Consider the following 13,521-nt stretch of genomic DNA (forward strand, 5'->3'; position numbering starts at 1 on the left):
GCCGGGTGACGACAAGGAGAAGCGTCACCGCGTCCCGTTCATCTTCACCAGAAACTTCGTCAGATCATCCGTGACGTGATCCACATGGACGTCCTCGCGGCCTGCCAGTTCCCAGTCCTCGCGGACCACCTCTTTGGCGCCGTCCGGCACCACCAGCACCGTCGTCATGCCGAGGCTGTGCGGCACCACCAGATTGCGGGACAGGTCCTCGAACATCGCGGCCTTGGCCGGGTTCACGTCGTGGTCGCGCAAAAACTTGTCATAGGTGCGCTGCGCCGGCTTCGGCTCCAGTTCGGCGGCGACGATGTCGAAGATGGCTTCAAACTGATCGGCAAAGCCGAGCCGTTTCAGCACGGCGCCGGCATGGGCGACGGAGCCATTGGTGAGGATCAGCTTGCGGCCGGGCAGCTGTGCGATGGCGGCGCCCATGACCGGGTTCGGCTCCAGCGGCGAGTGGTCGATCTCGTGCACATAGGCCAGGAAGTCGTCGGCGCTGATCTTGTGCTCGGCCATCATGCCGCGCATCGTGGTGCCGTAGCGCTTGTAATAGTCCTTCTGGATGCGGAAGGCTTCGTCCGGCGTGATGTTGAGATAATTCGCCACGAAATCGCGGATGCGGACATCGACCTGCTGCCACAGATTGACGTGATGCGGATACAGCGTGTTGTCGAGATCGAACACCCAGGTCTCGACATGATCGAAGGCGCGCGGCGATTTGGTCATTGAGTTCTCGGCTCGAGGTAATGGCTATTGGCTCTTCTCCCTCTCCCGCTTGCGGGGGAGGGCCGGGGTGGGGGCCACCACACACTCTGACGTCACATGGGGAGCCCTCTCCCTGACCCTCTCCCGCAAGCGGGAGAGGGGACACTTCTGTTGGGATCACGGCACAGCAAAGCGCAGCGTCTTGCCGCCGCCGGTCATGTCGACGGTGGCGTAGCCCGATGCGGTGAGGCCGCGGGCGGCGCAGTCGCTGTGTTCGCGGATTTCGAATTTGCTCTCGCGCGTACAGAGCGTGCGCGGGCCGCCCCAGTTCAGCGGCTTGTCGGCAATGCGGATGGCGCGGCCGGTGTCATCAACGGCTTCGGCGAACGACATGATCTGCTTCGGCTGGCCGGTGACATCCGGGCGCAGGCATTTGCCGGGCTCGATGCGATACCAGCCGCGGGCGATGACACCCTTGCCGTCATCGGTCGCGACCGAGGCCATCACCTTGTAAGAGGTGTCGTTGCACCAAGTCAGGCCCGTGGCCGAAGGCGCCTGCACGCCGGCGATCATGGCCTCGAAGAAATTTGGCGCATTGACGGTGTCATTGGTCAGGCCGCGGCTCTTCAGGAAAGCGGAGAGGCCGTTCTGCGTCTTCGGGCCATCGACACCATCGATAGGCGAGGTGTCATAGCCGGCGATCAGCAGCAGGCGCTGGATCGCCGCGAGTTTGGCTTGCTCGTCGTCATATTCGCTGTCTTCGGCGAGATAGGCGACCATGTTGCCGTCTTCGGTCTGCGACGGCTGGATGGTGCTGAAAGGGGCGAGCGTCTGTCCGGGGCGGCACTGGCGCGCGGCGGCAATGACGAAGTTATCTGAAGCGATGCAGAGGTTATCGCTGCCCGTCTGCGCGGGCGCGGCGCCGTACAGCGGCAGCACGCGGGCATGCAGCAGCAGGCGGTCGGCGGCGATGGTGCCTTGCGCCACGACCTTGCATTGTGCGGGGTCGATGCGGAACCAGCCGCGGGTGGCGGTGGCTGCCTTGTCGTCGATGCCGATGGCGACATCGACGACATAGCTCATGCGATTGCAGAGCTTGAGGTCGGCTGACGCGGATGTGGTGAAGGCAGTGAGGAAGAGGGCGGCCAACACACCGCTCCTCATGGTGAGGAGGCGCTTCTTCAGCGCCGTCTCGAACCATGAGCTGACGGAGCTCCGGGCCATCCTCCGAGACGCGCGCTTGCGCGCACTCCTCAGGATGAGGGGCGGAGTCAGGGCAGCGTGTGTGTCTGCCCCGCCCATCACTTGTGGATCAGCGTGCCCGTGCCCTGATTGGTGAACAGCTCGAGCAGCACCGCATGCGGGGTCTTGCCGTCGATGATCACCACGCCTTCGACGCCCTGTTCGAGCGAATAGATGCAGGTTTCGACCTTCGGGATCATGCCGCCGGAAATGGTGCCGTCGGCGATCAGCCGGCGCGCATCCTTGATCGACAGTTCCGGGATCAGCTTCTTCGACTTGTCGAGCACGCCCGGCACGTCGGTGAGCAGCAGCAGGCGCTTGGCCTTCAGCGCACCGGCAACGGCACCGGCGAAGGTGTCGGCATTGACGTTGTAGGTCTTGCCTTCCTTCGACGCCGCGAGCGGCGCCAGCACCGGGATCAGCTCATAGCCGATCAGCTGGTTGAGCAGCGTCAGATCGACCTTCTCGGGCTCGCCGACGAAGCCGAGATCGACCACCTTCTCGATATTCGAGCCGGGATCGATCATGGTGCGCGTCGCCTTCGACGCGGTGACCATGTTGCCGTCCTTGCCGCAGAGGCCGACGGCCTTGCCGCCGGCTTCGTTGATGTAGCTGACGATCGACTTGTTGATGGAGCCGGCCAGCACCATCTCGACGATCTCGATGGTGGCGGCATCGGTGATGCGCAGTCCGGCAGCGAATTCCGACTTGATGCCGAGACGCGTCAGCATCTGCGCGATCTGCGGGCCGCCGCCATGCACGACCACCGGATTGATGGCCGTCTGTTCGAGCAGCACGATGTCGCGGGCAAAGGCGCGGGCGGTATCTTCGGCGCCCATGGCGTGGCCGCCATATTTGATGACGATGGTTTCCTCGTCATATTGCTGCATGTGCGGCAGCGCTTCGGAGAGGATGCGGGCCTGGTCGAGAGCACTGATGGCGTCGGTCATGAAGCGGATCTCACGGTGAGCAATCTGCGCCGCGTTCTAGCTGATTGGTGGTGCCTGCGCAAAGAGCGTTACGCGCGCCTCGGCCATGCCGCAGATACCGCCAGCGCGATCCAGCTGACGATCAGAAGCGTGCCGCCGGTGGGGGCGGCCATGGGAAACAGGCCGTGGCCGACATATTGGCGCATGGTCAGGTCACCGGCGAACAATGACGCTGCGATGACAAAGCCGAACGCGGCCGTGAGGCCGATCTGCAGATGCGCAGTGCCGCGCTCGATCAGCGCGACGACGCCAAGAATGGCCGCCGCATGAAACAGCAGCATCGAGGAGGCGGAGGCGAGGCGGGTGGCGTCGGGCTGATGCGCGGAGGCGGCGGCGAGGATGACGCCATCGGCGCCCATGATGCCGGCGCAGATGATCGCGATGCGGAACAGCGCGGTGCGGGTCATTATTGACGCTCGTTGAACAGCCGCATCATGGCGGCGCGCAATTCGACCATGCCCTCGCCGTCACGCGACGACGTCACCAGGATTTCCGGGAACGCGGCGGGGTGCTTGCGCAATGTCGCCTGGGTTTCTTCCATCACCTTCTCAAGCTCGGACTTCTTCACCTGGTCGGCCTTGGTCAGCACGATCTGGTAGCTGACGGCGGAGCGGTCGAGGGATTTCAGCACGTCGAGATCGACATCCTTGATGCCGTGGCGGCTGTCGATCAGCACATAGACGCGCGCGAGCGTCGCCCGGCCCTGCAGGAACGAATAGATCAGCTTGGTCCAGGACGCGATTTTGACCTTGGGCGCCGAGGCATAGCCGTAGCCCGGCATGTCCACGAGGCGAAACTCGCTGCCCCTCGGGCTTTCGAAGAAGATCAGCTCCTGGGTGCGACCTGGCGTGTGCGAGGTGCGCGCCAGCGCGTTGCGGCCGGTGAGGGCGTTGATGAGGCTAGATTTGCCCACATTGGAGCGGCCGGCAAAGGCGACTTCCATGCCGGCCATCGGCGGCAGGGTCTCGATCGAGGGGGAAGCCCAGATGAACTTCCACTCGCCTGCAAACATCAGGCGACCCTGTTCGATCAGCTCCGCATCGGGTTCGGTCGTCATGCGAAGGTGCTTTCTGTTGAACTCGGTCCCTTTATGATGAGAAGGCGCGTGAGCGTCGTCTCGAACCATGAGAGCCCGGAGTGCCTGCCTCATCCTTCGAGACGCAGCCCAAGAGGGCTGCTCCTCAGGATGAGGGCTACGATAGTTGCGCCATCCTCCCCGCCCTCATGGTGAGGAGGCGCGTAGCGCCGTCTCGAACCATGAGTGCCCGGAGTGCCCGCCCTCGTCCTTCGAGACGCGGCCCAAGTTGGCCGCTCCTCAGGATGAGGGCGTCGTTGGTTTAGGTCTTTTGCGCCGGCTTCTTGCCGAAGGTCGCCTTGACGTTGTCGAACAGCTCTACCTTCACGCCATTCTTGTTCATGATGTAGGCCTGCTGCAGCACCGAGAGGGTGTTATTCCAGGCCCAGTAGATCACGAGACCGGCCGGGAAGCCGGCAAGCATGAAGGTGAAGATCAGCGGCATCCAGTCGAAGATCATCTTCTGGGTCGGATCCGGCGGGGTCGGGTTCAGCTTCATCTGGAACCACATCGTGATGCCCATGATGATCGGCCAGATGCCGAGCGCGAGGTAATGACCGAGAACCGGAATTGCTGTCGGATCGAAGGGCAGCAGGCCGAACAGGTTGAACAGGTTGGTCGGATCGTGTGCCGACAGATCCTTGATCCAGCCGAAGAACGGCGCGTGGCGCATTTCGATGGTGACGAACAGGACCTTGTAGAGCGAGAAGAACACCGGGATCTGCAGCAGGACGGGAAGACAGCCGGCGACCGGATTGATCTTCTCCTTCTTGTAGATCTCCATCATCTCCTGCTGCTGCTTCATCCGGTCATCCGGATAGCGCTCCTTCAGCAGCGCGAGCTGCGGCTGGATCGCCTTCATCTTCGCCATCGAGGCGTAGGACTTGCTGGCCAGCGGGAAGAAGATGATCTTGACCAGCACCGTCACCAGCAGAATGGCGACGCCGAAATTGCCGAACAGGTGGAAGAACCAGTCGAGCGCCAGGAACATCGGCTTGGTGATGAAGTAGAACCAGCCCCAGTCGATCAGCAGATCGAAGTGGTTGAGGCCCAGCGACTGGTTGTAGCCGCCGAGGCCGACCGCGAGCGGGAAGTTGATGCCGACGGTGGCGGCTTCCTTGGCGCCGGCAAACAGGCGGGCGTTGGCCGATGTGGACGCGCCCGGTGCCACGGTCTGCGCATCCTGCAGATAGTCGGTCTGATAGGTGCGAACGGTGCCGGCGAGGTTCGACGAGAAGCGTGCCTGCAGCTTGGCCGTGGTGTCGGGCAGCAGGGCCGAGGCCCAGTATTTGTCGGTGATACCGAGCCAGCCATTGGTGACGTTGAAGTTCACCGACTTGGACTCTTCGATCTTCTTGTAACCGTATTCCTGCAGGCCCTGGTCGCCGAGATAGCCGACAAGGCCTTCATGCAGGATGTAGTAGCCTTCCACATGCGGGGTGCCGTGGCGCGAGATCAGCGCGAACGGATACAGCGTGACAGGATTGCTGCCGGAGTTTGCGACATCATCCTTGATCGAGAACAGGTAGCGGTCGTCGATCGCAATGGTGCGGGTGAAGGTGAGGCCTTCGCCGTTGTTATACTTCAACACGACCGGCGACGACGGGGTGAGGGCATTGCTGCCTTCTTGCGTCCATTCGGTGTTGGCATCCGGCAGCTTCGCATTGGTGCCGGCGGCGCCGACCCAGCCAAACTCGGCATAGTAAGGCGCCGCGGTGCCCGAGGGCGAGAACAGCGTGATCGGCGGCGAGGTCGGGTCCACCGTCATGCGGAATTTTGTGAGCGCGATATCGTCGAGGCGCGCGCCCTTGAGCGAGATCGAGCCGGCCAGGCGCGGCGTGTCGATCTTCACGCGCTTGGAGGACGAGATGGCGGTTTCACGGCTGATCGGCGCATTGGAGGGCGCGGCATTGACCGGAGCGCCACCTGGCGTCGGAGTTGCCGAGCCCGGCTGCGGCGCGTTGCTGCCTGCAGCGGGCTGCGCCGGATTGGCGAGCTGGGCTTGCGTGGCCTGCTGCGCCTTCTGCTTTTCCATCTGCGGGATGTTGTAGAAATATTGCCAGCCAAGAAGCACCAGGCCGGACAGAACGACGGCTATGATGGTGTTGCGATTGTCGGTCATCGTTCAGGTCTCGTCATCCGAATGCATGTGCGGCGGCAAATGGCCGGCTGCGCGCTGCTTGTGGCAGGCTGGAGGCGTCAGGTCACGTCGTTTTTGATGCAGTTTTCGATGGTGCCCGTTCGAGGCGGTGGAGCGCCGAGCGGAGGTCGTCGAGCATGGTATTGAAATCGCGCGTCAGCGCAGTGCGACGGCCGACTAGCACATAATCGCTGTGGGCGCGCATAGACAATGGATCGACGCGCTTCACCAGTTCGCGAAGCCGGCGCTTGATCCGGTTCCGCTCGGGCGCGGTTCCGTTCTTCTTGGTCACTGTAAAACCGACCCGAACCGGGCCGGTGTCATCACGGTGTCGCCGCTGCAGGACAAAAGCGGGGGCGTTCACGCGCGTCGAAGCGGCGGCAGCGAGGAAGTCCGCTCGCTGCCTTAGCCGCTCCATGACGATGTCTCGGAAGGAGATCCGATCAGGCGCTGAGGCGCTTGCGGCCGCGGGCGCGGCGCGCAGCGAGAACCTTGCGGCCGCCAACGGTGGCGAGACGGGCACGGAAGCCGTGGCGGCGCTTGCGCACCAGTTTGGACGGTTGATAAGTGCGCTTCACGGGTCGTACTCCGATGACCGGGCAATAGATCGCCGTGCTGGCAATCGATCACCAATTGAATGAGGTGTGCCCTAAGACGTTGACTTCGCGAGCCGTTTCCGGCTGCAAGCGCGTTCGGCCCCTCAAGGCCGATCCAGCATGGGCTGGACCATCGCGGACAGTTGGCGCGGCTTATAAGCGAGCGTCCCGTTTTCGTCAATCTTGCCCGGTAATAACTTGCGGGATCAGCCCACAAATCAGCCGCGATCCTTGGGTAGACGATAATACCGCATTTCCCGACAAGTCAGGCGACGCAGCCTTGTTGTATGTTAATCTGGCGACGTTCGCTAGGCGGACGTTGCTGCGGCCGTGTTACTGTGCGTAACGAATCGTCGTTGGACCCGTATCTCCTTATAGTTCAGCGTCCAGTCAGAGAGATCTGAGGCTCATCGCGTGTCATTGGCGGACGAAAAGCCCCTTGCCCCCCTGCTACGGCTCGGCCCGCTGCGTAAGCTTGGCCTGTCCGGCAAACTGCTGCTGCTGACCATTCCGCTGGTCCTGGCGGCGCAGATTCTGATCTATGTGCCGTCCATCGCGAATTTCCGCATCAACCGGCTGAACGACAAGCTGGCCGCCGCCAACACCGCAGCTCTGGTGCTGGATGCAGCGCCGCTCGGCATGGTGCCGGAATCGCTGTCGCGCCAGATTCTCAGCAGCATCGGCGCCCGCGCTGTCGCCATCAAATGGGGCCAGCAGCGCCGCCTGCTCGCCAGCGCCGATCTGCCGGCGCAGATCGATCACGATATCGACATGCGTGAGATGACCGTCTGGTCGGCCATGGTCGATGCGTTCGAGCTGATGTTCGAGCGCGGCAATCAGACCATGCGCATTATCGGCCCGTCGCCGGGCGGGGCGCAATTCATCGAAGTGGTGGTGGATGAATTGCCGCTGCGGCAGGCGATGTATCGCTTCTCGCGCAATCTTCTGTGGGTGTCGCTCGGGCTCGCGATTCTGTCCGCCGGCATCGTCTACATCACGCTGCATTATCTGTTCGTCCGCCCGATGCGACGGCTGACGGCGAATATGGTCGCGTTCCACGAAAACCCGGAAAGCCCCGCGCGCATCATCGTGCCGAGCGCACGCGCCGACGAGATCGGCGTTGCGGAGCGCGAATTGTCCGACATGCAGCGCGATCTGGTCTCCATGCTGCATCAGAAGAGCCGGCTCGCAGCGCTCGGCCTTGCCGTGTCGAAGATCAATCACGACTTGCGCAATCTGCTCGCCTCGTCGCAATTGTTGTCGGACCAGCTTGCCAGCGTGCCTGATCCGCGGGTGCAGCGCTTTGCGCCGAAATTGATGCGTTCGCTGGAGCGCGCCATCGCCTTCTGTCAATCAACGCTCTCCTACGGCCGCGCGCAGGAAGCGCCGCCCGATCGCCGCATGATCGCCCTGGAGCAGGTGGCCAGCGAGGTCCGCGAATCCGCGGGTCTCGGCACCGACGAGGCCATTGGCTGGGTCAGCGCCATCGAGCGCGGCCTGATGATCGATGCCGATCCGGACCACCTGTTCCGTATCCTGCTCAATCTGGTGCGCAATGCGGCCCAGGCGCTGGAGGGCCAGACCGGTGACGACGTCGCGCCGCCGCAGATCCGCATCACCGGACGTCGCGAAGGCGCGGTGGCCATTCTGGAAGTCTCCGATACCGGCCCCGGCGTGCCGCAAAGGGCAAAAGACCACTTGTTCGAGGCCTTCCAGGGCTCGTCACGGCCGGGTGGCAGCGGACTTGGCCTCGCCATCGCGGCCGAACTGGTGCGCGCTCATGACGGCGATATCGCGCTCGTGGAGGGCACCATCGGCGCCACGTTCCGGATCACATTGCCGGATCGCCCGGTGGAACTGCTCAGCATCCGCAGCGAGCGGGCGCGCGCCTGACCTGGTTCGGGGGCGGGTGTCACGAGAGTGAAATATCCACCCTCGGGCGCTTGCCAAGCCGCCGCCAACCCGTTAGAGATCGCGCGCTTTCGCAAACAACGTTTCCGAAACGCATCCGATGTCGGCGGTATCACCCTTGCTGGTCATGTCCCACATCGCGGCACGCGCCCGTAGCTCAGCTGGATAGAGCACCAGACTACGAATCTGGGGGTCAGAGGTTCGAATCCTTTCGGGCGCGCCATTTGCGTACAAAACCACGAACATTTCCGTTCTCGGTCTGTTTGCCGGCAACGGCGGCTTGCAGCACGTCCTTGTTGCCGATGATGCGGATGGCGAGGTCATCAACTTCCACCGCGTCGATAATTGAGCGGATGTAGCTCTTGCGGGTGTTGGTGTCCGCCGTACCGAGTTTTTCGCTCATCAGACGCGCGAACGCATCAATTTTCTCGGCATCGATAACGGCGGATGTTCCGCACCTGGCGCGGGCATGGGCGAGCGCAGCCTTCGCGCGTTCCCGCTGCGATTTGAGTGCGGCTGTCCTATCCCTCAGCAAGTCATCGAGTTCGACGACGCCTTCTTCGATGGAACGATAAAGCCTCTTCAAACGATCTTCGTAGTCGCTTAGCTCTTTTTGAAGTTCGACCAGCCGGAGGTCAGCCGATTCGCTTTTTGCGGCCTGCCGCTCGATCAGCGACTTTAGAAGGCCTACGATACGGTCGGGCGCCAGTACATGCTGCTTGAGATTGGTCAATACAATCTCGTCCAGAGTTGCAGATGGTATATGACGTCCCTTGCAGACGGATTTGCCTTTCTGGTGAGAGCCGGCGCATGAATAATACGAGTAGGACTTCCCCTGCCTGTTCGTCGTGCCCGTCCGCGTCATCCCCGATCCGCATGAAGCGCAAACCGCGACGCCGGTCAAAAGTGACGGTCCGTTCACGACGCGTGGCGGCGTTGTCCTCGGATTGCTGCTGGCAAGCTTCGCTGCGACGCGATCAAAATCACTCCGTTCGATCAGGATCGGGACTGGAATGTGCAGCACGGTCGAGGGATCGTGTTTCTTGCCACCTCGACTGTCGCGAACGCCGTACGGCCATTGGCCGGTCGCATAACAAGCGTTGGTCAGGATCTTATGCACAGGGCCAACACCGAACGTCGAGCCACGCCGCGTACGATAGCCGTGGCTGTTCAGCCATTTCGTGGTTTCCTTGACGCCCAACGGGCCGGTCGTGCCGTCGCCATCAACGTACAGCTTGTAGATGAGCCGGAGAGTTTCAGCTTCGACGACATCGACCTCTAGTTTCTTCTTGATCTTTTGTCCCCGCCGTTCTGCCTCGACGATCTTGTATCCCAACGGCGGCGTCGCGCCGTTCCAGAAGCCCTGCTTGGCGGATTCGCGCATAGCCCTTGTCGTATTCTTGGATATCTCTCTCGACGTATGCTCGTCGAACGCTCCGATAATTTGACGGACCAAAATCTGGCTGGGGTCATCGCCAGTCGGTTGTGTGACAGACACGACCTCGACATCGTGCTTGCGCAACTTACGGATGGTCAGTTCCATCTCGGCGACGTTGCGGAAGAAGCGGTTGAAAGCATAGAAGACAATCGCATCGAATGGATGATCCGGCGCACAGGCCCGGTCGATCATTCCTTGCAGCACCGGCCGGCGATCATCTGTTGCCGTCTTTGCTTCGACATACTCTTCAGCGATCCAAAAATTGTTTTGATCGCAAAAGCCTGACGTAATCTGACGTTGACTCGGGATAGAGGCTTCGTTCGCAAACTGCCGTCCCGTGCTCACACGGTAGTAAGTCGCGACGCGCCTTGTCGCATTCGATTGCTGTGAAGCTAAATTGCGGAAAGCATGTTTATTCATAAGAGATTTCAATCGCTGCAATGATACGCCTGTGGCCGACTCTTCATTTGAAAGGCCCAGTGGATGATCTGTCAATGGCCATTGCTGCGCGTATGAATCACTAGCGCTTGTTCAGCAATTCCAAGAGTTCACGACCCAGCAACATCTCGATAGCGTGCAGCTCTCTGTGCAGAATCGGGACAGATTGCGGCAATTCCGAAATCGCTTTGAAATCGTCGATCTGAGGCTGGCGCCGCCCACGTTTGGTTGCAGCTCGATCATTGGCGCCGATCCGAACCTCAACGGACAGCGGGGGGCTGAGCGTTGTTGGCCCGAGCCCGGTTACGTGCCTAGAGCTCATGTCCGAGCTCCGCTATTCGACGAGAGCGGTACTCAGCGCCGCGCTCGTTCGACTTCGGACCTTCGATCACGTCCAGGGTAGAAGTCTTTGCCGACGCGCGGGCGAGCCGCTCTGCCAGCCAGCTCCGTCGTTGGGCTTGAGAAAACGCTACGTCGTCGTGTTGTTGGTCCAATGGCAGTTCGGACGCGAGACGGCGATCGATCGACTTAGCGTCCACTACGAGCGCTGTCCGTATGCGCGCGCGACTAGCTGCCACATAGATATCGTGGCGGTTGAAAGCGGGATCGACCAGCACGACGGCCTGATCGACCGTCAGCCCCTGCGCACCCGCGATCGTCGAGGCATAAGCCCACCCGAGACGCGGGCGCCCATTGGAATCTGCAAGTTGCATCGGATCGAAACAGACCCGCCGGCCTTCGATAGTCACTTCGACCAGAGACTTCGAACCGGTCGCCGGCCGTTTTTCCCTTACGCGCGTGACGGTCGCAATCGAGCCGTTGATGACACCAAGTTCATCATTGCGGACTAAAAAGCGGACCTTGTCTCCTTTAGCAACTTGCAGGACAGTTGCATGCCCCGAGGGCGTGGCCGCGGTGATCTCAAGCTCTTTGCCCGTGATCAACCCGGCCGCCTTGCGGCGCGTCCGCACCTCTTGCGAGATCGCCGCCACGGCCGCATTCGTCTTGGCCAGTACGAGGACCGTCGATGATTGGGTTTGAGCAAGCTCCCATCGATCGACCACAGCGACAATTGCGGCCTTGCCACCGGCGGCCTCCACCACCAGATCACGCTCAGAAAATGCTTGCAGAGCCGTCTGCGCTCGCCCGGCCCCGAAATCCGACACCGCCTGCCGTGCCCAGAGTTCAGTTTGACGGACGATACGGTCGACCCGCATGGCTTCGACGGCGCGCGTAACAAGCGCCAATCCCGGACCGGCGCCGATGGCTTGCAGCTGCCCGCGGTCGCCGACCAGCACGATTTTAGACCCTGCCTCAGCCGCCGCTGTAAGCAGGGCATGCATCTGGCGAGCGGACAAAAGACCTGCTTCGTCGACAATTAAAACAGTGCGGTTGTCGAAGGGGCGTTCGCCGTTATTGAGCTTGGCGATCCATGAGGCGGCTGCGCGGGATTTGATGTCGAGGTCGTCACGGAGCATGGTGGCCACGCGCCAAGCAGTCGCGGTGCCCACGACCCGAAATCCCTTCTCGCGATAAAGAGCCACGAGAGGCTGCAGCGTCGTGGTCTTCCCCGATCCCGGTGCACCTTCGATGATGGCAATCGCACTGGCATCCGATGCCGCTACAACGGCAGAAACCTGTTCGGACGAAAGCCCGAGATTGCCGCAACGATCAGCGACGACGTTGCGATCAATCGACGCCCAAGGGCGCCGCGAGAGCGTTTGAGCGATCGCGACCACGTCCCGCTCGATCGACAACATCTCTAGGGTCGAGTACTTAGGCAGCCCGATCGCGTCCCGGCCGATCTCGATGACGGCGCTGCGGCTGATTAGGCGGTCGATCTCCACTCCGGCGCGTTCGACTGGAAGACCGGTGCCCACCAATGCTGCCGTTGCCGCGCGGACCAGGTCGCGCCGGTCGAAGACGCTCTCATGCTCCGTCAATGCAGCGGGCAATTGCGCGATACGCGCGCAGAAAAGGTGCTCGGCCGCATTGTGATCCAGAACGCGCGACGTATCGCGCAAGCTTTCGGTGAAGGCCTCGACGTCAAGGCCGATCGACTTGGCGGCTTCGGCCCAGAGGTCCTCGCGACGCTCGTTGGCGTCCTCGCGCTTGGCGGTGCGGGTCGCTTTAGCAACTGCGGCGGCGAGAGCAACGGCCTCAGCACTGCTGACGCCATGGTCTGCCAGTTCATCTTCGATCTCAGCCCGGCGCGCACTAAAATAGCGAATTGCCGCCTCGTCGACACCAGCTAATTCGAAAATTCCATTCTTGCCGATCCGGCCGATCTCAAAACCGGTCTGCTGCAGTTCATGGGCAAGAGCAGCATGATACGTAGCTCCCGCTGCCATCTTGAAATCGCGGAGGACTTTACTGTGAAGAGCGCCCACTGTTCCGTCAGCGCGCGTGGACAGGTTCAGCGCGACACAATGGGTATGGAGGTTGGGATCGCCGAACATCCGCCCGTCAGCATGAATGCTCGGCCGGCTTTCTCCATGCTGAAATGTTGCCGCGGTCAGCGGTACCCGCTCGATTAGCGTTCCATTACGTCCCCGACGGGCGAAGCTAGCTTCGCATTCGAGCATGGCTAACGTCGCGTCAGCGGCACGCTGTTGCGCGATTTCGATTAGAGTTTTTGTATCGTACGATGCAAACCCCCACGCCATTGCAACCGAGCGCGGCGCGGATAAAGTGATGTCAAAGGCGGGCACGCGCTCCGCATGCCGACGAGCATTATCGAGGAGACTGCGTCCGTCCGAGTCAAGCGCTGCATAGAGGCGCTCAAAGGTGGTGCGTTCGACCACAGAAGCGTGGGCCAGACCGAAATCGCCTGCTGGCGCGTACCAAATGCCGTCCGGCTCCGTGCTGCCGGCATAATAGTCAGTTTCGCGCTGCCGCGAGTAGTATGTGCTGCGCGCAGCCGGATTCCAGGTGGCAACCACGGAAAAGACCTCCAAAAGAGGTTCTTCCAATAGTCACTTTTCTGAAGT

General features: G+C 61.8%; 12 protein-coding genes and 1 tRNA gene. 2 read left to right on the forward strand and 11 right to left on the reverse strand.

The features are described 5' to 3' along the window. Positions 1 to 24 precede the first annotated feature (24 nt). From AC1RQ5_RS28740 to rpmH, 8 genes are all read right to left on the reverse strand, one after another. On the reverse strand, positions 25 to 723 hold the full coding sequence (locus tag AC1RQ5_RS28740; RefSeq protein ID WP_493204090.1) for a pyrimidine 5'-nucleotidase: 699 nt from the start codon (positions 721 to 723) through the stop codon (positions 25 to 27). A gap of 156 nt (positions 724 to 879) precedes the next feature. Continuing rightward, positions 880 to 1,866: a DUF1036 domain-containing protein gene (locus AC1RQ5_RS28745; RefSeq protein ID WP_493204533.1), complete on the reverse strand. Its 987-nt coding sequence runs from the start codon at positions 1,864 to 1,866 to the stop codon at positions 880 to 882. Between the two features lie 137 nt (positions 1,867 to 2,003). After that, entirely contained in the window at positions 2,004 to 2,894 is an 891-nt protein-coding gene (argB, locus tag AC1RQ5_RS28750) for an acetylglutamate kinase (protein WP_398475742.1), read from the reverse strand. A 68-nt stretch (positions 2,895 to 2,962) separates the two neighbouring features. Then, a complete protein-coding gene (locus AC1RQ5_RS28755; RefSeq protein ID WP_493204093.1) occupies positions 2,963 to 3,340 on the reverse strand; it encodes a DUF423 domain-containing protein in 378 nt (125 codons plus the stop codon). Then, positions 3,340 to 3,990 carry a ribosome biogenesis GTP-binding protein YihA/YsxC gene (yihA, locus tag AC1RQ5_RS28760; RefSeq protein ID WP_493204095.1) on the reverse strand — a complete coding sequence of 217 codons (651 nt, stop codon included), beginning with the start codon at positions 3,988 to 3,990 and terminating at the stop codon, positions 3,340 to 3,342. The genes AC1RQ5_RS28755 and yihA overlap by 1 nt, the downstream gene beginning before the upstream one ends. 280 nt (positions 3,991 to 4,270) lie before the next feature. Then, positions 4,271 to 6,130 carry a membrane protein insertase YidC gene (gene yidC, locus AC1RQ5_RS28765; protein ID WP_398475736.1) on the reverse strand — a complete coding sequence of 620 codons (1,860 nt, stop codon included), beginning with the start codon at positions 6,128 to 6,130 and terminating at the stop codon, positions 4,271 to 4,273. Positions 6,131 to 6,212: 82 nt separating this feature from the next. Continuing rightward, positions 6,213 to 6,566, reverse strand: coding sequence for a ribonuclease P protein component (rnpA, locus tag AC1RQ5_RS28770; RefSeq protein WP_398475734.1), 354 nt, complete (start codon positions 6,564 to 6,566; stop codon positions 6,213 to 6,215). 25 nt (positions 6,567 to 6,591) lie between these two features. Then, positions 6,592 to 6,726: a 50S ribosomal protein L34 gene (gene rpmH, locus AC1RQ5_RS28775; RefSeq protein ID WP_011471298.1), complete on the reverse strand. Its 135-nt coding sequence runs from the start codon at positions 6,724 to 6,726 to the stop codon at positions 6,592 to 6,594. A gap of 432 nt (positions 6,727 to 7,158) precedes the next feature. On the opposite strand from rpmH, the gene AC1RQ5_RS28780 reads away from it, so the two are divergent. Both AC1RQ5_RS28780 and AC1RQ5_RS28785 read left to right on the forward strand, forming a co-directional pair. Continuing rightward, positions 7,159 to 8,637 carry an ATP-binding protein gene (locus AC1RQ5_RS28780; RefSeq protein ID WP_493204098.1) on the forward strand — a complete coding sequence of 493 codons (1,479 nt, stop codon included), beginning with the start codon at positions 7,159 to 7,161 and terminating at the stop codon, positions 8,635 to 8,637. A gap of 164 nt (positions 8,638 to 8,801) precedes the next feature. Then, positions 8,802 to 8,878, forward strand: a tRNA-Arg gene (locus AC1RQ5_RS28785). Here the strand turns inward: AC1RQ5_RS28785 and AC1RQ5_RS28790 are convergent. From AC1RQ5_RS28790 to mobF, 3 genes are all read right to left on the reverse strand, one after another. Then, positions 8,849 to 10,513, reverse strand: a complete 1,665-nt coding sequence (locus AC1RQ5_RS28790; RefSeq protein ID WP_493204100.1) for a recombinase family protein — start codon at positions 10,511 to 10,513, stop codon at positions 8,849 to 8,851. The genes AC1RQ5_RS28785 and AC1RQ5_RS28790 overlap by 30 nt on opposite strands. 100 nt (positions 10,514 to 10,613) lie before the next feature. After that, entirely contained in the window at positions 10,614 to 10,853 is a 240-nt protein-coding gene (locus AC1RQ5_RS28795; RefSeq protein ID WP_493204102.1) for a hypothetical protein, read from the reverse strand. Continuing rightward, a complete protein-coding gene (gene mobF / locus AC1RQ5_RS28800; RefSeq protein WP_493204104.1) occupies positions 10,843 to 13,503 on the reverse strand; it encodes a MobF family relaxase in 2,661 nt (886 codons plus the stop codon). Before mobF ends, AC1RQ5_RS28795 begins: the two co-directional genes overlap by 11 nt. Between the last annotated feature and the right edge of the window lie 18 nt (positions 13,504 to 13,521).

The organism is Tardiphaga sp. GW821-FHT12E02, from assembly GCF_058807155.1.

Coding starts and splice junctions, on each gene's coding strand:
- AC1RQ5_RS28740 (WP_493204090.1), bottom strand. CDS start 723: ATGACCAAATCGCCGCGCGCCTTCGATCATGTCGAGACCTGGGTGTTC.
- AC1RQ5_RS28745 (WP_493204533.1), bottom strand. CDS start 1,866: ATGAGGAGCGGTGTGTTGGCCGCCCTCTTCCTCACTGCCTTCACCACA.
- argB (WP_398475742.1), bottom strand. CDS start 2,894: ATGACCGACGCCATCAGTGCTCTCGACCAGGCCCGCATCCTCTCCGAA.
- AC1RQ5_RS28755 (WP_493204093.1), bottom strand. CDS start 3,340: ATGACCCGCACCGCGCTGTTCCGCATCGCGATCATCTGCGCCGGCATC.
- yihA (WP_493204095.1), bottom strand. CDS start 3,990: ATGACGACCGAACCCGATGCGGAGCTGATCGAACAGGGTCGCCTGATG.
- yidC (WP_398475736.1), bottom strand. CDS start 6,130: ATGACCGACAATCGCAACACCATCATAGCCGTCGTTCTGTCCGGCCTG.
- rnpA (WP_398475734.1), bottom strand. CDS start 6,566: ATGGAGCGGCTAAGGCAGCGAGCGGACTTCCTCGCTGCCGCCGCTTCG.
- AC1RQ5_RS28790 (WP_493204100.1), bottom strand. CDS start 10,513: ATGAATAAACATGCTTTCCGCAATTTAGCTTCACAGCAATCGAATGCG.
- AC1RQ5_RS28795 (WP_493204102.1), bottom strand. CDS start 10,853: ATGAGCTCTAGGCACGTAACCGGGCTCGGGCCAACAACGCTCAGCCCC.